A 22373-nucleotide genomic window follows, 5' to 3' on the forward strand; every position below is an offset into this window, starting at 1 on the left:
AGGTCCAGCAGCTCAACCAAGATAAAATTTCAAAGCATATTATGGATACTTTGCCGACAATATATGTATAAAGATATTGATTGGCCGATCCTGATTTTTGTAGTTCACTACGGATAGATATCCGCATTTATTTTGAAAACGCCGCCAATTTCTGCTGGATATGACGGCAGCGATATCTGGCGGCATGCGGCGGAGGAATGATTTTGACTTGATCAGATCCGGGAGGAGGATTTCATGGCCAGGATAGAACTCAACCTGTCGTCAACGTCCGAGAGGCCGGGGTGGATACCCGACGAGACTTCACATAGTGCCTATTGGAGGGATTTCGCCACAAGCTATACCTATACGACGGCGGTCAATCCGAACCCGGTTCGATCGGCCGAAGGCAGTTTCGATTCCGACGCGGGCGACACCGAGATCGGCCTTGTCGAGTTTCCTGAAACCCAGGTCGGCGAAGATCCCGACACGGGCGCTTCGGCGATCAGCATCGACTGGCAGGACGACGACAGCGTCGATATCGCGCTGAACCGGGCCTGGAATACCATCAAGAACATCGAGATTTCGGAGTTCTCGGGCTCGGCGCTCAGGGTCTCCAACTTCGTCGATGCGTGGGTGCACCTGACTGGCGATGCCGACCGCGACATCGATATCGACGGTGTGAAGCGGGCCGAGGTGACGACCGGCGGCGGCGATGACCATATCAGGCTCGGCATCGACAGCAATACGGGTGATTGGAGCAACGAGATACGCATCGACACCGGGGCGGGCGACGACTACGTCGATATCGTAAGCGCCCACCGGGATTATACCGGCGACGGCGAAGCCACTCGCGGATGGGCAAACGGCCACATATACACTGGCGCCGGTGATGATAACGTCGGCGCCAGTAACTACGGCAGCTATGGCGACTTCACGATCGATGGCGGCGACGGCTCTGACGACCTCTCCGGCGGGAACGGCGATGATATCATCCTTGGCGGCGACGACACGCTGAACGGCAATGATGGCGAGCCTCACCATAATCATTTGAGGGGAGGCAATGGCGGCGATGACACGTTGATCGGCGGCCAATGGGCCATCAACCGGTTCAGCCTGGACGATGTCGGCCCGGGCGATCACGTCATCGGCGGCTATCTGACTGACACGTATTACGAAACGTTTCAATTTCCACCCTTCGATATCACTGCCGCTGGACAGGCTACCATTGTCAACGGAGCCACCCTGCAGTCGGTCGAGCTCATTGACCTTGCTTTCCACGAGGATGCCGGGGTGACGATCGCCGGTGACTTTTCGCTCGGAAGCGTCAATACGATCTCGATCGACAGGGAGGGCGGCAATGCTCCTCCGCCAGCCAGCTTCGACGTGGATGCCAGCAACGCCGTCGGCGTCAATATCGAATTTGCAAGTTTTGATAGTCACGGCACCTTCCTCGGCGGCGGTGGAGACGACCGGATTGTCCTGATGCCAATCGACGGCAGGGATGTGCTCGACGGCGGTGGCGGCACCGATGAATTGGAATTTGGGAGCATATATGCCCTCAATACCACGATTACGGGGAACGGTTCCTCGATCGATATCGACGGCGCCCGCGTCAGCAATATCGAGAGCATCAGCATTGACGGCACGGGGCAGGGCGACCACATCACTGTCTCCGGCGACCTGGCGGAATCCGGCCTTCGGACCATCGTCTACTCCAGCCACGGCAGCGCCACATTCGATGCCGGCGCCTCGACCAATGCCAGCATCGGCTTCAATCTCACCGGCTCGGACGAGGCCGATACTCTTATTGGGGGAGCCGGCGACGATACCCTCGTCGGTTCGAACGGCGCCGACATTCTGACAGGCGGAGCCGGCGATGACAGGATCACCGGCAATGGCGGCGATGACCTCACGGGCGGCATCGACCAATTCGTCTTCGCTTCCGGCAGCGGCAATGACAGCGTCGTCGGCTTTCAGGCGGGAAGCGGCGACGTCCTCGACATCGCCGATTACGGATTCTCGGGCTTCGCACAGCTCGAGGCGGAAGGCAGGATCACCGTCACCGATGACTACACCCAGATTGCCTTGAGCGACGACGACTCTATCCAGGTCCACGAGACCGGGTTGACGGCCGAAGATTTCCTCTTTGCCTGACAAGAGTTGGACACAGCTGGCCCTGAACGAAGCAGCGGGGGAGTAGCTTTCCAGGCTTCTCCCCCGCGCCCTCGGCCGTTTGCTCATCTGGCATTTCAATCGCGCGATTTAACGATACCCAAGCATCATCAATAGCGTAATGACTAATTACTACAGTCGATGCACAAATATATTGACTCTGCCACATGCCGCTTGACACAGACTTTGAGCGGGCGCTTATTTATTCAAGGTAGTTGAGTAAGAATAATTTCGCTTATACATCATATTATACTTTCCTTTGGCTCGCCAAAGCATAAAAAGGTGTGTCGTGTCGAACAGCAACATATCCCTGCTGGAAAATACTGCGCCGCAGGACAGCCGGCCGCTCACAGAACCTCATCCGGTCGTGGACCGATGCCAGTCGATATGGCAGCAATTCAATCTGCGTACGCCTCGGGTAGCAGCCTATCCCGATACGGTCATCCCTCATTCGCGCTACCTCCGGGATGTGTTCTCGGTCGTCGACAATGGTGACATCGATGCGATTCTGCTGACCAGTGAGCGGCAGTCGTCCAGCCTTGAGAAGTTTCGAAGCGCACGGGGCTTGTTTCTTGTGCCGGTGGTGAATGTTTCCGGCAAGCCGTGCCTGGCTGCTGACGTGGACTTCAACCTGGCCAGTCCCAAATCATGGGTCCAAACCGCCAGTTGCCTCAGCAGATACCGGGACCAGCGAGCCCGGCTATCGAGCAGGTTTCAGTCGCCTACCACACCAGCAGTGCGGATGCTGGCCTATCTTTTCGTCTCCGGGGAAGATTTTGTGCCGATCAGGCAGCCGAACTCGCCCTATTATTACGTCTACAGAGGCTTCTCGAATACAGCCTCTGCGACGATGGTGGCCGAAGCGCTTGCCAACAAGGGTTGGCTCGAGCGCAACTTCTTCGACCGATACTACAAGTGCGATGGATGCCAGTCCCATCGCCTGACGGTAAGGGAGGAATGTCCGACCTGCCAATCGCCGCAACTATCGGAAGCGGATCTGATCCATCACTATAGCTGCGCCCAGCTCAGTCCCGAGGCGGGCTTCCGTCGCGGAACGGCGCTCATATGCCCCAAATGCAGCCAGCAACTGCGCCATTACGGCAAGGATTACGACAAGCCGGGCCATGTTCAGCTATGCGGCCGGTGCAGTAACACCACTTCCGAGCCTTCCATCGGTTTTCTCTGCCAGGATTGCGGGATGCATGTCGGCGGAGACGCGGTCAGCATATCGGACGTCTTCTCCTATTCCCTGTCGCATCAGGCCAACATTCTGCTTGCCAATGATAGCGAGGACGCAAATCGGTTTCCGATTGCACAGATGCGTTATCTTCCGGAGGAACTGCAGAGGCGGATCACCGAGCTTGCTTCCCTGAGCGGACCTGCCGCGGATTTCATGCTGGTGGAGGTGCAATATGGCAGCCGCGAACAGGTGCTGAAGGCTCGCGGCGAGATCAATCTCATTTCGATGCGCAAGCTGCTTGCGGACAATCTCCAGGGCGTCCTTGGCGACGTGGCATCCGTCTATTCCTCGCCGGAGCGGGAATATGTGCTGTTTCCGGGGCGCGACGTCGCCGGCTTCACTGCCTATTTGCGCGAGGCCCTCGACCATGCCGAATCCGTTCTGTCGGACAAGTTGAACCCCACATTGCTCGTCCTGTGGGGCACACGAGAAGACGCGCTGCCGTGAACGACCTTGAATTCGGCCTGTCGTTTCTACTTGCCCAAACCGGATCGAGCCTGGCCACCGTCTTTTGGTATACGCTGATATTCGACATCCCGAGATATGTCGTGCCGTTTGTGATTGCCGCGGTGAGCCTGCGACGTCTCGATAACGGCACTGGCACCCCTGCCCGTTGCAAATCACCCAGCGTCAGCGTCGTGCTTATCGGCCATAACGAAGCCGACTCGATCGGGGCATGCGTAAACTCCCTGATGGAGCAGTCGTTTCTCGACTTCGAGATCGTCATCGTCAGCGACGGCTCGACGGACGGAATGAACAGGATCGCCAGGGAAATGGTCAAGAATGGCCTCGGAACCTGCATTCTCTCTACGGGAATCCGCGGCGGCAAAGCGAGCGGGACCAACCTCGCCTGCGAGGTTGCCCGCGGTGACATCATCATCAATATCGACTGCGACTGTTCGTTCGATCGTTTCGCCATCGAACGTCTGCTCGAACCCTTCGCCGACGGGCGCATCGGAGCAGCCTGCGGCGACATCGCGCCACGCAATGCGGAGGTCAGTCTCGTCACTCAGTTTCAGGAAATCGAGTATCTGGAATCCATCTCGGTCGGAAAGCGTTTCAGCGCGGCGATAGGCCAGATAACATGCGCATCCGGCGCCTTCAGCGCCTTTCGCAGGACGGCGCTCGACGAGGTTGGCGGGCTGGATGTCGGTGGCGGCGAGGACCTCGATGTGACGCTGCGGTTGCGCAGGGCCGGCTGGCGCATCGGGTATGTTCCGGGTGCCGTGTGTTATACGGACGTGCCGGCGACCTTCTACGCCTATATCAGGCAGCGGCTGCGCTGGGAGCGCGATGCGGTCTGGATACGCTTCAGGAAACACCGGCGGCTGCTCAATCCGTTCGACCGCAGGTTCAGCGCGGCTGAAGCCTTTCACCAGTGCGATTTTCTCGCCTTCAGCGTCGCCAGCGCGGTGATTTTCCCCATCTACATGGCCTGGCTCGTAATCAATTTTGGCACGCTTGCCATTCCGATACTGATTGCGATGCAGATCGCGCTGCTGGTTCTGGACGCGTTCATGCTCGCCTTGGCTTGCTGGACCACGGGCCGCGCCAGTTTCTGGCGCAATCTGCTGTTCCTCCCGGGTTATTCGATCTTCATGTCCTACGGCATGCGATCGGTTCGCTTGCTGGCCTATATCGACGAGTGGTTTTTCCTCGGCTCGCATCGCGACAATTATACGCCGGAAAAGGTGCGCCAAGTGCGTGCATGGTAAGGGGGTGAAACGATGAAGTATATCCGCAAGCGCCTGCGCATCGACAATCTGGATCGGCAGCAACGAAAGGGATCGGGCCGGCTGAGCAGGTCGATCTATCTTCTCATTCTGGGCGTGCTGGTGCTTTCGCTCGCAAACTATCTTGTCGGCGGCATGTTCATCCTGTCCGCCGATGGAATTGTACTGGCGGAGCGGTACATCGTATCCGCCGGCTATCCTGCCACCGTCGACAGGGTGCTGGTGAGCGAGGGCGATACCGTGCCGGAGGGGACGCCGCTGCTCGAACTTACCTCGTTCGACATGGTGAAGGAGATCGCCGAACTTTCGGTACGTACGAGCGAGCTTGCGGTTCGGGCCGGCGAACTGCAGGGAAAGCTGGCGATGAACCAGGCCTTGTTGCCGCTGGCGGAGCGCTCGGCACGTGAAAGCAATGATGCGATCCTGCGTCTCGATCGGGTATCGACGCGGGGACTTGTGCTCGCAAACCGCAGGGATGAAGCTTTGACCGCCAATTACCGGGCTGCAGAACGATACGCCCAGCTTCAAGCCGAGTCGCAAGTCACCGCAAAGGAGCTTCTGGTCGTCGAAACCTCGCAGCAGATAGCGTCCGACGCGGTTCGCAAGATGAAGGCGATCTATGGCGATGGCAGGATAGTCGCCGCGGTGACGGGCGTCGTAGGTTCCAAGATCCCTGTGCCGGGCCAGGTCGTGCGTCTCGGCGATGAAATGCTGCAGATCAATGGAGGAAAGGCCTATTTGTTCGCCTATCTGCCTGACGAGTATCTGTTTCCGCTTACCAAAGGCACAAGAATCGAGGTGCATGGCGGTAGCGACCGTTCGACCGGAACCGTGGAAAGAGTGCTGCCGATCGCCGATGCCCTTCCAGCGGAGTTTCAGAACCTGCTGCGGCCGCGCGACCGATCCCGGCTGATCCGGATCGCGTTGCCGGAAGACCATCCCTTTGCCGTAACCCAGAAAGTCGTCATCAGGGGTTGCGTCTTCGGCTGGTGCTGGGTGCGATAGCGGGCCGGCGTCAGGAATCGGCCTCCCGCAACCGGTAGCCGACACCCGTCTCGGTGAGGATATATTGCGGCTGGTCCGGATATTTCTCGATCTTCTGCCGCAACTGCCGGACATAGACGCGCAGATATTGCACATCGGTCGAGCCGCCCCAGACCTGCGCCAGCAGGAACCGGTGGGTGAGCGCCTTGCCGGCGTGCTGGACCAATACCCGCAGGATGTCATATTCCTTGGGGGAAAGCTTGACTTCCTTGCCATCGACCCTGACGATCCGCTTGACGAGATCCACCGCGAGGCCACCGGCCTCGAAGATCGGCTTTTCGCCCTGCTGCTGGAGCCGGTGCCGCAGCGCAACCCGTATCCGCGCTGCCAGTTCGTTCATGCCGAAAGGCTTGGTCACGTAATCATCGGCGCCCATCTCCAGGGCTGCGACGATGCCTTTTTCGTCGGTCCGGCTCGAAAGAATGATGATCGGAACGCCGAGTTCCTCCTCACGCCACGAGGCGAGCAGTTCCTGCCCGGAAATATCGGGCAGGCCGAGATCGAGAAGAATGAGGTCGGGCTTGGCGGAGCGGACCGCCTCCTTGGCCTCTGCACCATTCGCGGCCTGCACCACGACATATTCCTGCGCCGAAAGCCCGACGGTCAGCAGTCGTCTTATCGGAGGTTCGTCATCGACGACCAGTATCTTCACAGCGCTATTCGTCATGAAACATGTTCCACTTCGTTCCAATCCGGCGAAACCGGCAGCTTGATCGTAAAGACCGTGCCGCGGCCACCCGGCCGTCTGGTCGCGGCGATCGTCCCGTTCATCGCCTCTATGAAGCCGCGGGCGATCGCAAGGCCAAGGCCCGTGCCGGCGGTGACGCGGTCACCCTTGTCGACGCGATAGAACATGTCGAAAACGCGCTCAAGATCGGCCTGCGGTATGCCCTTGCCTTCATCGAGGATCTGCAGCGTCACATGCTCCCTGTCCTCGGACGCCTGAATGCGGATCGTCGTGCCCGCAGGGGAATATTTCGCGGCATTGTCGAGGAGATTGAACAGGACCTGTTCGAGCAGGACCGGATCGATGTTCACCATCGGAAGATCCTGCGGCAGGACAACCTCCAGTTCATGCCGGGACGTGATCTTTCTGGCGCGGTTCAAGGTCGAGCCGATCACGTCGCCCGGATAGTGCAGTGCCAGATTTGGCCGCATCGCTCCGGATTCGATCCTCGTCATGTCGAGGAGATTGGCGATGAACCGATTCAATCTCTCGGATTCGTCTATCACCGTGGTGATCAGTTCCGCCTTCGCCTCACGCGAGAGATCCCCATCGAAATCCTTGAGCGTACCCGCCGCGCCAAGCACTGCGGCCAGCGGAGTCTTCAGGTCATGCGAAATCGAAGTGAGCAGCGCAGACCTCAAACGGTCCGATTCCGCGGCGAGCTTGGCCCGGTCCGCCTCGGCCGCGAGTTCCGTGCGCTCGATGGCCACGGCCGCCTGATCGGCCAGGGCGTCGAGCAGCCGCTGCTGGTCCGGCGTCAGCAATGGTCCGTTACGGTCACTGTCGAGGCCGATGACACCCACCGCCCCGCGCCCGGTGCGCAGCGGGATATAAAGCCTTTTTGCGCCCGGCAGCGTATCGGCGCCCCTGCCTGCCGGCCTGTCATGTTCCCAGGCCCAGCGCGCAGCGGCGATGTCGGCATCGTCCAAAGTATCATCGGGAGGATAGCCCGCGCGCACCGCGATGGTGCCGTCTTCGGGCAGAAGCAGCACCACGCGCAATTTCAGCATCGAGGCGATCTGGAAGGCCGTCGCCCATAGAACATCGTCCAGAACGCCCGTTCCGGCCAGTTTCCGGCTGAACTGGTAGAGGTCTTCCGTCGTCCTCGCGCGTTGCCTTGCCGCCGCTGCCTGGCGTTGGACCCGCGCCGCGAGATTGCTGGCGATCACGGCGACACCGAAGAAGAAACCAAGGGCGATCACGCTCTCCGGATCGCCGATGTCGAGTGTATAGAGCGGCTGGAGAAAGAAGAAGTTGAACAGCAAGGCGCCAAGTACCGACGCAAACAAGGCCGGCCACAGGCCGGCAAGCACTGCCGTGGTGAAGACGGCCATCAGGAAGACGAGCGCGATGTTGCGCACGTCCAGTATGCGTGAGAGCAACAGGCCGAACAGCAGCGCGCCGAGGGCGGTGCCTGCCGCCAGGGCGTAGGAGGAGAGCTTCATGCTGGCATTGAGCGGCGCTGCGGCCGCCGTCCCAGGCCTTGCCGCATGGTCGGCATCATTGGCCGAGATCAGGTGGACGCTGATATCGCCGGCGACGCGCACCAGGTCATGCGAGACGGAACCCATGAGGAATTCGCGCCAGCGCGGCTTTTCCGACTTGCCCGCGACGATGTGGGTGACATTGTTGTCGCGCGCATAACGGGCAATTTCCTCGGCTGCATTCTTGCCGAGCAATGTCACCGCCTCGCCGCCCAATTGCTCCGCAAGGCGCAGGCAGGATGCTATGGCATCCACCGACCCTTCCGACGGCGCGCGGAAGCCTTCCATGTCCACATGGACGGCGACCCAGGGAGCGCGCAACCGGTCGGCAAAGCGCCGGCCGTACCGGACCAGCGATGCGCTGGAAGCGTGCTCGTCCACGCAGATGAGGACCCTGTCGCCGGCTGCCCATGGCCCGGATATGGCATTGGCCTGCATATGGGTGAGCAATTGCTCGTCGACGCGCTGTGCCGTGCGCCGCAATGCCAGTTCGCGCAGGGCGGTAAGATTGCCGGGCGAGAAGTAATTATCTATGGCGCGCTTGGCATTGGACGGGACATAGACCTTGCCCTCATGCAATCTCTTGATCAGGTCCGCCGGCGTCAGATCGACTACTTCCACTTCGTCGGCGCGATCGATGATCGTGTCCGGCACCGTTTCCCTCACCCGAACGCCCGTGATCTGTTCCACCACATCGCCGAGGCTCTCGACGTGCTGTATGTTGACCGTGGAATAGACGTCGATACCGCGCGCCAAGAGTTCCTCGACGTCGAGGTATCGCTTCGGGTGGCGGCTGCCGGGCGCATTGGTATGGGCGAGTTCATCGACAAGCACCAGTGACGGTCGCCTCGCGATGATGCCGTCGAGGTCCATTTCCTCGAAACGATGCCCCTTGTAGAGGATCGGAGCGCGTCCCACGATCTCGAAGCCGCTCAGAAGCTGCGCGGTCTCCTTCCTGCCATGGGTTTCCACAACTCCAATGACGACATCGCGCCCCTCGGCCAGAGCGGACTTGCCTTCCGTCAGCATCTCGTAGGTCTTGCCGACACCGGGCGCCGCGCCGAGGAATATTTTCAGCCGTCCCCGCCCCTCGCTGCCTGCATTTTGCAGCAAGGCGTCGGGCTTCGGCCTACGATCCATCTGATGGCTTTGTTCTGGCATCGAAAACTTTCAAATGGCCGCACACTGCACCGACCATATACCAGCCGATGGCTCAGTGACCATCCAGCATGCGGTTCAACTCCAGGACATTGACGACGGGCTCGCCCAGAAAGCCGAGCTCCCGTTGCTCGATTTTCCCCTCCACCAGCCGGCGAAGCGCGGCTTCTTCCAGGCCGCGGGCTCTGGCCACCCGGGCGATCTGGAAATAGGCGCTTTCCGGGCTGACGTGCGGATCGAGGCCGCTCGCCGATGTCGTCACCAGATCGATGGGAATATTGCTCTGCCCGTTGGCGGCCTTCAGCGCATCCGCTTCGGCGGAGATCCTGTCGATCAGCTTGGCATTGGACGGTCCGAGATTGGAGCCGCTGGAGGCCGCCGCGTCATAGCCGGTTCCGGCGGCCGAGGGACGGCCGTGGAAATATTTGTCGCTGGTGAAATTCTGGCCGATGAGATGCGAGCCGGTCACGACGCCCTGATCGACGATGAGGCTGCCATTTGCCTGATGCGGAAAGAGCGCCTGCGCGAGGCCAGTCATTCCGAGTGGATAGGCAAGGCCGGTGAGCACTGTAAGCAGGATCGTCATGACGATCGCCGGTTTGATCTGTTTTAACATTGCGATGTATCCTTATGCGAGGCCGATGCCGGTGATGACCATGTCGATGGCCTTGATGCCGAGGAAGGGAACGATGACGCCGCCGATGCCGTAGATCAGAAGATTGCGGCGCAGCAGGGCCCCTGCTCCCACGGCCCGGTACCGCACGCCTTTGAGCGAGAGCGGAATGAGTGCGATGATGATGAGCGCATTGAAGATGATCGCCGACAGAATGGCGCTTTGCGGCGTCGCGAGGCCCATCACGTTCAGGGCGCCGAGTTGCGGGTAGAAAGCCAGGAATATCGCAGGAATGATCGCGAAATATTTGGCGATGTCATTGGCGATCGAGAAGGTCGTCAGCGCACCTCGCGTCATGAGCAGCTGCTTGCCTATGCCGACGATCTCGATGAGCTTGGTGGGGTCGCTGTCGAGATCGACCATGTTGCCCGCTTCCCGTGCCGCGACGGTGCCGGTGTTCATCGCGACGCCGACATCTGCCTGCGCCAGGGCGGGAGCATCATTGGTACCGTCGCCGCACATGGCGACAAGCTTTCCCTTCGCCTGTTCTTCCCGGATGAGCGACAGCTTGTTCTCCGGCGTGGCCTGGGCAAGAAAGTCGTCGACGCCTGCCTCGGCGGCGATGGCGGCCGCGGTCAGCGGATTGTCGCCGGTGATCATGACCGTGCGGATGCCCATCTGGCGCAGTTCGGCAAATCTTTCGCGAATGCCGCCCTTGACGATGTCCTTGAGGCCGACGATGCCGAGGAGCTTTCCGTCCCGCACCACGGCGAGCGGCGTGCCGCCACCCTTGGCGATCCTGTCGGCGATGGACTGCAGTTCCCTGACCGCTTCGCCGCCGGGACGGGACGACGCCGTGGAACTGCTCGCATGTTCGAGCACCGCATCGACGGCGCCCTTGCGGATGCAGGAACCTTCCACATCCACGCCGCTCATCCGGCTTTGGGCGGTGAAGGGCACGAATACCGCATTCAGGCTCGACATGTCGCGAGCGCGGATTCCGTATTTCTCCTTGGCAAGGACGACGATGGAGCGTCCCTCGGGCGTTTCGTCGGCGAGCGATGCCAATTGCGCGGCATCCGCCAGTTCGCGCTCGGTCACGCCCTTTATGGGCAGCAATTCGGTTGCCTGGCGATTGCCGAACGTTATGGTTCCGGTCTTGTCGAGCAGCAGCGTATCCACGTCTCCTGCCGCCTCGACGGCCCGCCCGGACATGGCAAGCACGTTGAACTGGATGAGGCGGTCCATGCCAGCTATGCCGATGGCGGAGAGAAGCGCACCGATCGTCGTCGGTATGAGCGTGACGAACAATGCGACCAGAACCACCACGGGCACAGAGCCACCGGCATAGGCAGCGAAGGCAGGTATCGTCGCCGTGGCGAGCACGAAGATGAGCGTCATGCCGGCAAGGAGGATGTTCAACGCGATCTCGTTGGGTGTCTTCTGCCGCGACGCTCCCTCGACGAGCGCGATCATGCGGTCGATGAACGTCTCGCCCGCGGCGGCGGTGATCCGCACCCGCAACCAGTCGGAAAGGACCTGCGTCCCACCTGTCACCGCGGAGCGATCGCCACCGGACTCGCGAATGACGGGCGCGGATTCTCCAGTGATCGCCGACTCGTTGACCGAAGCAATCCCCTCGATCACCTCGCCGTCCGAGGGGATGATGTCGCCGGCTTCGACGAGAACGATATCGCCCACCTTCAGCAAGGCGCCGGGCACCAGTGTGAACTCCGCGGCCTCGGCACTCTTCAGGAGCTTCGCCTGCGTATCGGCTTTTGCCTTGCGCAGCGAATTGGCCTGTGCCTTGCCGCGCCCTTCGGCCACCGCCTCGGCGAAATTGGCGAAGAGGACGGTGAACCAGAGCCAGATGATGATCTGCAGCGAAAAGCCGGATTGGCCGCTGCCGACGATCAGGTCCTTTACGAAAAGCACGGTCGTCAGCGCCGACACGACGGCAACCACGAACATTACCGGGTTCTTGACCAGTACGAAGGGGTTGAGTTTCTTGAATGCTCCGGCGAGTGCGGGCACGAGGATGGACGAGTCGATGAGACTTGTAGAACCGGACTGGCTCATGGGAAGCTCCAATGATGGATTGGAAGACATGCAAGGGCGGCAAGCGCCCCGGCTTGCATGCTTCGATTGACCGTTCGTGACAGCGGGGACATGGCCACGCTCAGAACGTCTGGCCGAGGCCGATTGCGAGATGTTCGACGATCGGGCCGACAGCCAAGGCAGGGAAGAATGTCAGGCCGCCGATAACCACGACCACGCCGATCAGCAGGCCGATGAACAGGCCACCATGGGTGGGGAAGGTGCCCATGGATGCGGGAACCGTTTTCTTGACCACCAAAGAGCCGGCGATCGCCATGACCGGGATGATCACAAGGAACCGTCCCATCAGCATGGCTAGCCCAAGGGCGATGTTGTACCAGGCGGTATTGGCGCTGAGACCGCCAAATGCCGAACCATTGTTCGCCGCTGCCGAGGTGAACGCGTAGAGCATCTCGGAAAACCCATGCGGGCCGGGATTGGCGATGGAGGAGACGCCAGCCGGCAGCACGCTGCTGATGGCAGTGAAGCCCAGCATGGCGAGCGGCAGGCAGAGCACGGCCAGCATGGCCATCTTGACCTCCTTGGCCTCGATCTTCTTGCCGAGATATTCCGGCGTCCTGCCCACCATGAGGCCGGCAATGAACACTGCGATGATGACGAAGAGCAACATGCCGTAGAGACCTGCTCCCACGCCGCCGATGATGACTTCGCCGAGCATCATGTTGATCAGTGGCAGCATTCCGCCGATGGCCATGAAACTGTCGTGCATGGCATTGACCGCGCCGCAGGAGGCGGCCGTCGTGATGACGGCAAAGAGTGCCGACAGCGCGATGCCGAAACGGGTCTCCTTGCCCTCCATGTTACCGCCTTCGAGCCCTAGCGCATGGACCAGCGGATTGCCGGCGGCCTCGCTCCAGTAGGTGGCAGCGACGCCGACCACGAACAAAGTTCCCATGGCGGCGAAGATCGCCCAACCCTGGCGCTGGTTTCCGACCATGCGGCCAAACACATTCGTCAACGCGGCGCCGATCGCGAAGATTGAAACCATCTGGATGAGATTGGAAATGGCGTCCGGATTCTCGAAGGGATGCGCGGAATTGACGTTGAAGAAGCCACCGCCATTGGTGCCGAGCATCTTGATGGCCAATTGGGACGCAACGGGCCCGATGGCCATGGTCTGTTTCGCACCTTCGAGCGTCGTCGCCTCGACATAGCTCCCGAGCGTCTGCGGCACGCCGATATAGACATAGGCGAGCGTGAGGACGATACAGAGCGGAAGCAGTACATAAAGCACGCTTCTCGTCAGATCGACCCAGAAATTGCCGACGCATTTGCCGGAAGTTCTCGCAAAGCCACGTATGAGTGCTATCGCGATCGCAATGCCGGTGGCTGCGGAAACGAAGTTCTGCACCGTCAGCCCAGCCATCTGGACCAGATAGGACATGGTGCTTTCGCCGCCATAGCTCTGCCAGTTCGTATTGGAGACGAAGCTTACGGCAGTGTTGAACGCCAGCGTCGGCTCGACAGCGCTCATTCCCGCTGGATTGAGCGGCAGCGAACCCTGCAGCCGCTGGAGCAGATAGAGCAGGAGCAGCCCGGCGAGGCTGAAGAACAGCATGGCCGCTGTGTAGGTGGTCCAGTGCTGCTCTTCCCGCTCATCGGTGCCGGCAATACGGTAGAAGGCGCGCTCCACCGGCAGCAGAACCGGGGTAAGGAAGGTCCTCTCGCCCTGGAACACGCGGGTCATGTACCAGCCGAGGGGTTTAACAAGGACGACAATGATCCCGCAAAATACGAGAATCTGGATCCAGCCATTGAGAGTCATGAAAGTGCTTTCGAAGTGCCTTCGGCCTGCACAAGCGCGTCAGAAGCGCTCGGGGCGGATAAGGGCGTAAGTGAGATAGGCGATGAGGAGCAGCGTCACGGCGCCGCCAAGCATATAGTCGAGGGTCATGGCTCGTCCTTCGCCTAGAGAATTTCGCAGATCTTGACGTAGGCCAAGGCGAGCATGAAAAACAAAATACCGATCGCGAGCACGAGTATCTCCATCGGGACATCTCCTTTTCTCGTGCCTTTCATTTCGGCACGGATGAAACGGCGGGCAGGCGCGAAGCCATGCCGCCGATGGGATGGATAATGCGGCCGATGCGCATAGGAATTCGAGATGATGGACCCGGTTCGGAAATAAAAATCCTATAGGAATTTCAGCCGGAGTCCGGCCGATCAAGGCTTCAATGCCAGTTCCCAGGTCTGCCCGACAAGGTCCTTGCCGAAGGAGTAATGCTTCTCCTCGCCGACCAGTTCGAACCCGGCAGCCTGATAGATCCTGCGCGCCGATACCAGCACGTCATTGGTCCAGAGCTGCAGTCGGTCATAACCCAACTGCCTCGCCCTTTCGATGCACCTGCCGACCAGCTGGCGGCCAATGCCAAGTCCACGCGCGCTGGGCTCGACATAGAGCAGACGAAGTTTTGCGACCGAAGGGACTGCGGTTTGCATCAGGAACACCGATCCGACGACGTCTCCGTCATATTCGGCGACCCAGCCATCCTCGCGGACCGGATCGTAATTGGCGATGAAGCGGGAGAGAATATCGGCGACCAGCCCTTCATAGGTCCAGTCCCAGCCATATTCGGTGTGGTAGAGCACAGTCTGGCGATGAATGATCCAGCCGCAATCGCCCGGCCGAAGGCTCCTGAAGGATACGCGTTCCGGATCCGCGTCGTCACGGCCGATCAGCTTCCTGATCTGCCGCATTGATGCGACCAGCTGGTTCTGCGCAACATCGTCGAGCGGCAGGAGCATGGCCGCGATCTGTTCCTGCGATCCCTTGTCCAACGCGGAAAATGCGGCCCTCCCTGCGGCCGACAACGAAATCAGCCGCTGCCGGCCATGTTCGGGACTAGTGCTCACATTCACGATGCCGCGGGCTTCAAACCGCGCGACGATGCGGCTGAGATGCGCCTTGTCCATCTTCAGCGTCCGGCCGATCGCCGCGGCCGTCTGCTTCCCGCCCTGGGCGAGCTCATAGAGAACACGCGCTTCGGCAAGGGAGAAATTGCTGGCCAGCAGGTGCTTGTCCAGCAGGCCGATCTCATTGGTATAGAAACGATTGAAGCTGCGGAACTCTGCTACGGCGTCCATGGCCACACCCTATGTTGTCAGTGACAACACTCTAACCGTGAGCCTGTCCGGAGGCAAGGTGATTCACTTCGTCCTGACATATGGCGAGCGCGCAAAAAAACGGGCCGAAACCGGCCCGTTTTTTCCTGCTTTGATCAGCTTTTCAGCCGCGAATTGCAGAGGCTGTAATATCCTCCGCCCTTTTGTATCCATTTCAGGCCGCCAAGCGAATTTCTCTGCTTGTTGGCATAATATTGGTCGAGGCAGGTATGCATCCGGGCCTTGCCCGGGCTTTCGGTCGAGTATTTGGTAGCAACGGCGCTCGGGAAAGCCACGCCGCGCGGAGCCCCGCTCGTGGGCGCGGGCGGATCATCCGTATAGGTGGCATTATCCACGGTTGGCGCCGAATCATCGTCATCATTGGCAGCCGTTGCGCTCGCAGAGCATTGTGCCTTGCGGAAATCATTCCACTTCAGACCACCAAGCGTACCGGCACTCTTTGCCGCCTGGTACTTGGCGCTGCACTCCTTCATGGTCAGGCCGCCGCCCGAATTGTCATCGTCATTGTCGGCCGTGGCCGCTGTAGTCGACGCACCCGCGGCGCATTGGGCCTTGCGGAAATCGTTCCACTTCATGCCGCCAAGCGTACCTGCACTCTTTGCCGCCTGGTACTTGGCACTGCACTCCTTCATCGTCAGGCCACCGCCCGCATCGTCATTGTCATTGGCTTGAGACTTCGCCGTCTTGGTCTTCGTTACCGGCGCAGCCGCCGTCCCCGCCGCGCATTGCGCCTTGCGGAAATCATTCCACTTCATGCCGCCCAGCGTACCCGCGCTTTTTGCTGCCTGGTACTTGGCACTGCACTCTTTCATGCTGAGGCCGCCGCCATCATCATCATTGGCGGCTGCCGTCGTTTTCGGCTTTGTAGCTGTTGCCTTGGTGCTGGCTGCAGGCGAATCGTCCGAGGCGCATTCAGCCTTGCGGAAATCGTTCCATTTCAAGTCGCCAAGCGTTCCCGCCTCCTTGGCAGCCTGGTACTTCACGCTGCATTCCTTGGCGGTCAAGGCATAGGCCGGCGCAACGGCAAAGGATGCCGAAGCCAGCACACCAGCATATAAAAGATTTCGGATCATCGACATGCTTCGCTCCCTCAAGTGGTTGAATATTCTCAACCATGCAACTGGCAGTACATTCCATTCGTCATTCCGGGTCAATGGAAATCTGCCTTCGCCAGCATCGACGCGTCCTGGCATTTCATGCCGGCGCGCCTGTTTCAGCCGGTCTCGGAACCCTCGGCGGCGGCGGCGCGTTGCCCGTTCCTGGGAGGTCATCGCCATGAAAAACCCTGGCAGAAACGGTGCGATCAGCCCGGAACGTGCGATGGAATTGCGCCTGAGGATGGTGCGAGAGCAGATCGAACGGCGCGGCATCGGGGCTCCGGCGATACTGGCGGCCCTGCGCGAAGTGCCGCGCGAGGCTTTCGTGGAAAGCGGGTTCGAGGAGGAAGCCTATGAGGACGGTCCCCTGCCGATCGGCAGTGGGCAGACCATATCGCAGCCCTACATCGTCGCCCTGATGCTTGAGGCGGCGGAACTGGAACGCGGCAACTGCGTGCTGGAGATAGGTACCGGCTCCGGCTACTCCGCGGCGGTTCTGAGCCGGATCGTGCGGCAGGTCTTCACCATCGAGCGGCACGAACAACTCCTCGAAACGGCGCGGCGACGCCTTGAGGACCTTCATTACGGCAATATTTCCTACCGAACCGGTGACGGCACTCTCGGATGGCCCGAGGCGGCACCCTTCGACGCCATACTCGTCACCGCCGGTGCGCCGGAGCCTCCGGCATCGCTCGAGCGCCAGCTGGCATTTGGCGGGCGCCTCGTCATTCCCGTCGGGCCAAGCGATTTCCAGCAGCGGCTGCGGCGAATCACGCGGATAAACGAAACGGAATATGACGAGGAGGACCTTGGAGCCGTGGCTTTCGTGCCGCTGATCGGCGTGGAAGGATGGGGAGAATGAGCCGGTAAACGCAGGATTGGTTCTACGGATTGAGAAGCTGGAGGATCAGCTGATGAATATTGCCGCCATTACTCATTTCCAGGCGATCGAAATCCCGGCTGCGCTGGCGCTGTTCCTGGGATAGTTGCGCCAGCCGCTGCGTCAGCTGCGCCCTGATCTTGCTGCACTTCGGGTCGTCCGGCACCGTCATGCCAAGGCTGACGGCTTCTATCTTTCGTACCAGGTCCTTGATCATGTCGCCATGCACGCGCTCATGCGCTTCGACTCCGGTAATGAAGCGATCCCAGCGGCGCTGCGTGTCGGGCGGGAGCTTCTGCGAAGGTTTGGGCAGCGTGTAGGTTATGATCAGCTTTGGCCTGGCAACCACGATGCTGCAGCCTGCATCCGTCGCCTGATATTTCCGCGTCCAGGTCAGCTTGAAATTGGTATGTGCTATGGCGCTCGACGTGCCGAGGAGCTTCGGACCCTTGTCGCCGATCGAAGCGTAGAGTTCTGGCGGCGTCGTGCCGGAAATGAGATAGGGATCGATCTTTTCCACCGCTTGCCAGTCGGCGCTTGCCGATTGCGACGACGCGGCGAGGATGAGGGCCACCAAGCCAGCAATTAGATATTTCACCACAGGCCATTCCGTTCCGCATTGGTCGTCGCCGGAACATGCCTGACTTGCTGCACAGGGGCAATGGCGGGAATGATGGAACGGCCACCCCGCCATGACGGAGGGGTAGCCGGGATAGTGTACTCAGTTGGTGGAAGCCAACGTCATCGATGTGCCGGTTGCCGCCAGATTGAGACCAAGCTGGCCGGTAAGGCTGATCGCCTGCAGATGGATCGATCCGGAGGTTCCGCCGAACAGGACATTGGTGCCAACGCCGGCTCCAACGGTTGCCTCGGCAGTGGCGCCCCGATAGAGCCCACTGAGCGAGCCATGGTGGTAGCCCGCGGTCGGGGCGAAGACTGCCCAGATCAGGCGGCTACGCGTCGTGAAGCCAAGGTCGACGCCCAGCTTCCTGATCGCACCGCTATAATGATCCACGCGCTCGCCGCCCATGGTGGAACGGAAAACGCAATCGACCTCCTTGGCCGAACCCAGGACATAGCCCACACCACCACCGATGGCGCAATCGAGATAGCCGATCCTGACGCCATTACGCTCGTCAGGCTCCTCCCTATATACCGGCACGTCGGCAGCCTTCGCAGCCGTTCCACCGATAACAGCGAGAGACGCAGCAGCAAGCGCCATCGCAAGAGTCTTCTTCATAATTCTCTCCTTCTACAGTCGTGACCTATGCGCCGCTAACATTTCGCCGCCCCAACCATGGCAGCCCGGACTCCGTCGCATACGACGTCACCGTGCCGAAGCCTGATTGGCAGAGGCTGTCCGAATTGCGCAGGACAGACAGGGCAGCGTTCGGTCCACTTTGGGACATTTTAAGGGCGCCGAACCCCCGTCGCACCATTTCGAAGCCAGCAGGCATGCGACATCACCATAACGCGGCGGAGCTGTTGTCGTTCCGCCACACCGGGTCTCTACAAATTTCGCCAATCGATCGAAAATCCAACTCGATGCAAAACGTGGCCATTGCGCACAGCTCGCGACCTTCGTCGGAAGACATACCGTCGCCAGGCGATGACCGCCGCGCTCCGGCGACTCGTCAGAAGGTCCTGATGATCTCGGACACCCTGCCTCCGAACCTGTCGATGATTTCTTGCGCATCCGCACGCTCCTTGCGCAAGACGGCAAGTTCGTCCTCCTCCCGCGCCATCTGCTGAATATAGCGCGCCTGCAGATCGCCATTCGGCACAGCGCGGAGATTGTCCCGCGTGCGATCCTGTGCCTCCGCAAGCTGGTCGTATTCCCGCTGGATCTTCTCAAGCGCGTCCTGGGCTTGGAGCAGTTTCTGGCGCGCGTCCCCGAGTTCCTTCAGCTTCGTCCGCGTCTCGTCGTCGGCGCCGGTATCGGCCCAACTCAGTATCATCTGCGGATCGGCATCGGCCAGTGCGAAAGTCTCGTCCCGGGTTTGCTCGAACGCGGTTTCGACTTCCTTCGTCTCACCCGCCTTCAGCGCCACCCTTATCCTCTCATGTGTCGTGGTCGGCTCACCCATATCGCCTGCCGCGAAGGTCCAGCCCGGCCGTTTCGACTGTTCGATCATCAATGTCCGGTCGGCATCGCCGGCGCCCCTGAGCTTGAAGGTGGAGACATCACGAATCTGCGTCCTGGCATGGATCATGCCGTCGTTCACCTTGATCGACAGGATGGTATGCTGCGGCTTTGCCTCGACCGCGACGCTGACTTTCTGGTCCGTGGCAAAATGCGCGGCACGTTTTTCTCCGGTCGGCACCGCCGATATCTGCGCGTCGCCGATATAGCCCGACCTATCGTCATAGACGGTGAGAATGCCGCGCGGCAGGCTGACGCCCGTATCATTGTCCAGCATCACGGCAGCCGTCGGATGTTCGCTGTCGCTCCCCACGCGGAACACCGAGACCATCTCGGCCTTCACCTCCTTGTCGATCAGCGGCACCGATATCGTATCGCCGTTCTTCACATCATAGCTGCCGGGAAGCGCGAAATTCGCGATGACCGCCTGTTCGTCGATCGCCGCCGCATCCACGCCCGCCATCTCGATGGGAGCTTCGGCCTGCGGCTCGGCCGCCGCACCGCCAAATCCAGCCACGGAGCGGCGCGAAGGCCTTGGCGCTGCAGCCATTTCCATATCCGCCATTGGCCGCGAGTCTCGTCCAGCCTCGACCGGCACCTCCGTACGGTCCGCCCAATAGCGCTGATGCAGCCTCTGGCGCAGCGTCACCGGCTTGCCTGACGAAAGCGTGACCGCGACATCGCGCCAATCTTCCCCGGAGGCATTTTCGAAGACCGCCCATGCCTGGAGCCTTGCCTTCCCCTGGTCGCCGGTGATCATGCGATAGCTGGTCTTCCAGATCGGAGCGGCCACCACATAGGATATGTCCACCTGCCGGCTGCCCTGGCCGTCGAGACCGATCTCGATGGTGCGGGCGCGGTCGGCCGCGGCCCGTCCCGCGACGAGCGCAGCGTCGCTGATCCTGGCTGCCAGCGCAGTATCGACGATCTGCACAGAGACCGAACTATCGAGGGGAACCGTCGTCATGGCGCCGCTGTCGGGCAGAATGGCAAGCATGGGGATCGTCGCACCCTCCGCTGCCGGCCGCTGCTCGACGCCCAGCACCACGCCTTCGATTTCACGGGCACCGGTCAACCTGACCTTCGTTCCCTTGATCGCATCGAGCAGGCGCGGAAGAGCGCCGATATCGTCGGCGGTGAATGGCAGCGTGCGGAAAGTCTCTTCGACAGGGTTCGGCCCGGCAAGGACGATGCTCTTCACCTGCCCCTTGTCGTCCCGGACGATGAGGCTCTTGAGAATATCGTCCACCTGGTCGAGCGGCACGTCGATGCTGACCGCGTTCCTCTCATCGATATCGGCGGTGCGAACGACCTCGACCAGCCCTCCCGAAGAAATAGTGACGGATTTTACCGGGCCGTTGCCCGCCGCCATGGCGGTCGAAGCCCACAGCGGCAGAATGATAGCGGAAAGCATGCGACGCCGACGATGAACCATGATTTTCCTCCCGAAGCCTCGATCTCGAACGCATTCACGCGCACGGGGTCTAATCCCATCCGCACATGCCGATTGCCAGCGCTCCACCAGCAATCGGGCTTTTGTTCGGCGCTAGGCTCTTTCCGCCGCCCGCGCCGCAAAGGATTCGGACTCCTTGTCTTCCACGGGAAGGAAGATGCTGCACAGGAAGCTTACCCCGGCGATGAATATGAAGAGGCTCGCCAATGGTGCCCATTGCACGCCGAATTCATGCACAAGCCAGACGCCGATGACGGGGGTCAGGCCGCTGAAGATCGCACCGCTCAACGACGAACTGAGCGAAATGCCGGTATAGCGCAGATGGACGGGAAATGCCCGCGTCAGGAAAGGCGCCATGACGGCATAGTGCGCGGCCAGGAACAGCGTGGCCGTGAGGATGGCGATATAGATATTGGTGAGGTCGCCGGTGATGATCAGCATCATCATCGGCACCGCGAACAGCAAGGCCGCGCCGGACGTTATCACCAGCAGGAACCGTTCGCCGAAGCGGGTGGCGATGTAGGAGCCCGCCGGGAAGGCAATCAGTTCTATGACGCCGACCCACGAAACCAGTTCCAGCATGTCCGAGCGGCTGATGCCGAGCGAGGTCGTCGTGAAGGTCATCATGAGGGTGGTGATGAAGTAGAATCCGGCCACACCGAGCAGGCACAGACCCATGCCGAGCGCCAGGGACGTCTTGCGGGTCAGGAAGATCTCCTTGGCCGGGATCACGTTCTGCACCGACTGTTCCTTCAACCGCTCCTCAAGTTCCGGGCTTTCATTGATGCCGGCGCGGATGATGAAGGCGAGGATGATCAATATTCCGCTGAGGAGGAAGGGAACCCGCCAGCCCCAGCTGAGGAAATCCTCCTGCGGCAGGTCGGAGACCGTGCGGAAGGCAAGGGTTGCGAGGATAAGGCCGATGGGGCTGCCATATTGCGGCGCCGATGCGAGGAACGTGCGCCAGCGCGGCGGTGCGTGTTCCGCCGCGATCAATACTGCCCCGCCCCATTCGCCGCCGACCGCGACGCCCTGTACCAACCGGAGCGCGACGAGGAGGACGGCGGCCGAGACGCCTATGGATTGATAGCCGGGCAGAAGCCCGATCAGCACCGTCGCGGCGCCCATGAGGAGGAGCGTGATGATGAGCGATTTCTTGCGGCCGACCTTGTCGCCGAAATGGCCGAAAAGCAGCGCGCCGACGGGACGGGCCACAAAGCCGATCGCGAAGGTGCCGAGCGATGCCAATATGCCCATGATCGGGTCCTGCGAAGCAAAGAACACATCGCCGAACACCAGGGCGGCGGCGGTGCCATAGATGTAAAAATCGTACCATTCGATCATGGTGCCGACAAAGGCACCTATGGCAGCGCGCACGGGCTGCCTCTTTGCGTCGATCCGACTCATCC

At 60.7% G+C, this 22373-nt stretch carries 16 protein-coding genes and 1 pseudogene; 5 read left to right on the top strand and 12 right to left on the bottom strand.

What is annotated here, in order from left to right; translation table 11 throughout:
* The first annotated feature begins 234 nt into the window (after window positions 1-234).
* The 4 genes from M8997_RS07985 to M8997_RS08000 all read left to right on the top strand — a co-directional run bounded on the left by M8997_RS07985 (window position 235) and on the right by M8997_RS08000 (window position 6129).
* Window positions 235-2133 carry a calcium-binding protein gene (locus M8997_RS07985; RefSeq protein WP_252597194.1) on the top strand — a complete coding sequence of 633 codons (1899 nt, stop codon included), beginning with the start codon at window positions 235-237 and terminating at the stop codon, window positions 2131-2133.
* 637 nt (window positions 2134-2770) lie between these two features.
* Entirely contained in the window at window positions 2771-3838 is a 1068-nt protein-coding gene (locus M8997_RS07990) for a hypothetical protein (RefSeq protein WP_371929558.1), read from the top strand.
* Window positions 3835-5106, top strand: a complete 1272-nt coding sequence (locus tag M8997_RS07995) for a glycosyltransferase (protein WP_250018990.1) — start codon at window positions 3835-3837, stop codon at window positions 5104-5106. Before M8997_RS07990 ends, M8997_RS07995 begins: the two co-directional genes overlap by 4 nt.
* Before the next feature lie 12 nt (window positions 5107-5118).
* Window positions 5119-6129, top strand: coding sequence for an HlyD family secretion protein (locus M8997_RS08000; RefSeq protein ID WP_250018991.1), 1011 nt, complete (start codon window positions 5119-5121; stop codon window positions 6127-6129).
* A gap of 10 nt (window positions 6130-6139) precedes the next feature.
* Here the strand turns inward: M8997_RS08000 and M8997_RS08005 are convergent, their stop codons facing one another.
* From M8997_RS08005 to M8997_RS08040, 8 genes are all read right to left on the bottom strand, one after another.
* Window positions 6140-6835 (bottom strand): response regulator transcription factor, encoded by a 696-nt coding sequence (locus M8997_RS08005; RefSeq protein WP_250018992.1) that lies wholly within the window; start codon window positions 6833-6835, stop codon window positions 6140-6142.
* Window positions 6832-9540 carry a DUF4118 domain-containing protein gene (locus M8997_RS08010; RefSeq protein ID WP_371929536.1) on the bottom strand — a complete coding sequence of 903 codons (2709 nt, stop codon included), beginning with the start codon at window positions 9538-9540 and terminating at the stop codon, window positions 6832-6834. Before M8997_RS08010 ends, M8997_RS08005 begins: the two co-directional genes overlap by 4 nt.
* A gap of 52 nt (window positions 9541-9592) precedes the next feature.
* Window positions 9593-10153, bottom strand: coding sequence for a potassium-transporting ATPase subunit KdpC (gene kdpC / locus M8997_RS08015; RefSeq protein WP_250018994.1), 561 nt, complete (start codon window positions 10151-10153; stop codon window positions 9593-9595).
* Window positions 10154-10165: 12 nt separating this feature from the next.
* A complete protein-coding gene (gene kdpB, locus M8997_RS08020) occupies window positions 10166-12229 on the bottom strand; it encodes a potassium-transporting ATPase subunit KdpB (RefSeq protein WP_250018995.1) in 2064 nt (687 codons plus the stop codon).
* A 100-nt stretch (window positions 12230-12329) separates the two neighbouring features.
* Complete coding sequence (gene kdpA / locus M8997_RS08025) at window positions 12330-14033, bottom strand: potassium-transporting ATPase subunit KdpA (RefSeq protein ID WP_250018996.1); 1704 nt, start codon at window positions 14031-14033, stop codon at window positions 12330-12332.
* A gap of 39 nt (window positions 14034-14072) precedes the next feature.
* Window positions 14073-14162 carry a K(+)-transporting ATPase subunit F gene (locus tag M8997_RS08030; protein ID WP_250018997.1) on the bottom strand — a complete coding sequence of 30 codons (90 nt, stop codon included), beginning with the start codon at window positions 14160-14162 and terminating at the stop codon, window positions 14073-14075.
* Window positions 14163-14431: 269 nt separating this feature from the next.
* On the bottom strand, window positions 14432-15352 hold the full coding sequence (locus tag M8997_RS08035) for a helix-turn-helix domain-containing GNAT family N-acetyltransferase (RefSeq protein ID WP_250018998.1): 921 nt from the start codon (window positions 15350-15352) through the stop codon (window positions 14432-14434).
* Window positions 15353-15486: 134 nt separating this feature from the next.
* Window positions 15487-16470 (bottom strand): hypothetical protein, encoded by a 984-nt coding sequence (locus M8997_RS08040; protein ID WP_371929537.1) that lies wholly within the window; start codon window positions 16468-16470, stop codon window positions 15487-15489.
* A gap of 241 nt (window positions 16471-16711) precedes the next feature.
* Between M8997_RS08040 and M8997_RS08045 the strand changes: the two are divergent.
* Window positions 16712-17347: pseudogene (locus tag M8997_RS08045) on the top strand (protein-L-isoaspartate(D-aspartate) O-methyltransferase); the annotation flags it as partial.
* A 25-nt stretch (window positions 17348-17372) separates the two neighbouring features.
* Here M8997_RS08045 and M8997_RS08050 read toward each other — a convergent pair.
* From M8997_RS08050 to M8997_RS08065, 4 genes are all read right to left on the bottom strand, one after another.
* A complete protein-coding gene (locus M8997_RS08050) occupies window positions 17373-17969 on the bottom strand; it encodes a DUF922 domain-containing protein (RefSeq protein WP_250018999.1) in 597 nt (198 codons plus the stop codon).
* A 120-nt stretch (window positions 17970-18089) separates the two neighbouring features.
* On the bottom strand, window positions 18090-18608 hold the full coding sequence (locus M8997_RS08055; protein WP_250019000.1) for a DUF992 domain-containing protein: 519 nt from the start codon (window positions 18606-18608) through the stop codon (window positions 18090-18092).
* 394 nt (window positions 18609-19002) lie between these two features.
* A complete protein-coding gene (locus tag M8997_RS08060) occupies window positions 19003-20946 on the bottom strand; it encodes a DUF4139 domain-containing protein (protein WP_250019001.1) in 1944 nt (647 codons plus the stop codon).
* Between the two features lie 111 nt (window positions 20947-21057).
* Entirely contained in the window at window positions 21058-22371 is a 1314-nt protein-coding gene (locus M8997_RS08065; protein WP_250019002.1) for an MFS transporter, read from the bottom strand.
* Window positions 22372-22373 lie beyond the last annotated feature (2 nt).

It is taken from the genome of Phyllobacterium sp. 21LDTY02-6 (assembly GCF_023554255.2).
Taxonomy (GTDB): domain Bacteria; phylum Pseudomonadota; class Alphaproteobacteria; order Rhizobiales; family Rhizobiaceae; genus Phyllobacterium.

Excerpts from the sequence above, each read along its gene's own strand:
- M8997_RS07985 (WP_252597194.1), top strand. The coding sequence starts at position 235 with ATGGCCAGGATAGAACTCAACCTGTCGTCAACGTCCGAGAGGCCGGGG.
- M8997_RS08000 (WP_250018991.1), top strand. The coding sequence starts at position 5,119 with ATGAAGTATATCCGCAAGCGCCTGCGCATCGACAATCTGGATCGGCAG.
- M8997_RS08005 (WP_250018992.1), bottom strand. The coding sequence starts at position 6,835 with ATGACGAATAGCGCTGTGAAGATACTGGTCGTCGATGACGAACCTCCG.
- M8997_RS08010 (WP_371929536.1), bottom strand. The coding sequence starts at position 9,540 with ATGCCAGAACAAAGCCATCAGATGGATCGTAGGCCGAAGCCCGACGCC.
- kdpC (WP_250018994.1), bottom strand. The coding sequence starts at position 10,153 with ATGTTAAAACAGATCAAACCGGCGATCGTCATGACGATCCTGCTTACA.
- kdpB (WP_250018995.1), bottom strand. The coding sequence starts at position 12,229 with ATGAGCCAGTCCGGTTCTACAAGTCTCATCGACTCGTCCATCCTCGTG.
- kdpA (WP_250018996.1), bottom strand. The coding sequence starts at position 14,033 with ATGACTCTCAATGGCTGGATCCAGATTCTCGTATTTTGCGGGATCATT.
- M8997_RS08030 (WP_250018997.1), bottom strand. The coding sequence starts at position 14,162 with ATGACCCTCGACTATATGCTTGGCGGCGCCGTGACGCTGCTCCTCATC.
- M8997_RS08035 (WP_250018998.1), bottom strand. The coding sequence starts at position 15,352 with ATGGACGCCGTAGCAGAGTTCCGCAGCTTCAATCGTTTCTATACCAAT.
- M8997_RS08040 (WP_371929537.1), bottom strand. The coding sequence starts at position 16,470 with ATGTCGATGATCCGAAATCTTTTATATGCTGGTGTGCTGGCTTCGGCA.
- M8997_RS08055 (WP_250019000.1), bottom strand. The coding sequence starts at position 18,608 with ATGAAGAAGACTCTTGCGATGGCGCTTGCTGCTGCGTCTCTCGCTGTT.
- M8997_RS08060 (WP_250019001.1), bottom strand. The coding sequence starts at position 20,946 with ATGGTTCATCGTCGGCGTCGCATGCTTTCCGCTATCATTCTGCCGCTG.
- M8997_RS08065 (WP_250019002.1), bottom strand. The coding sequence starts at position 22,371 with ATGAGTCGGATCGACGCAAAGAGGCAGCCCGTGCGCGCTGCCATAGGT.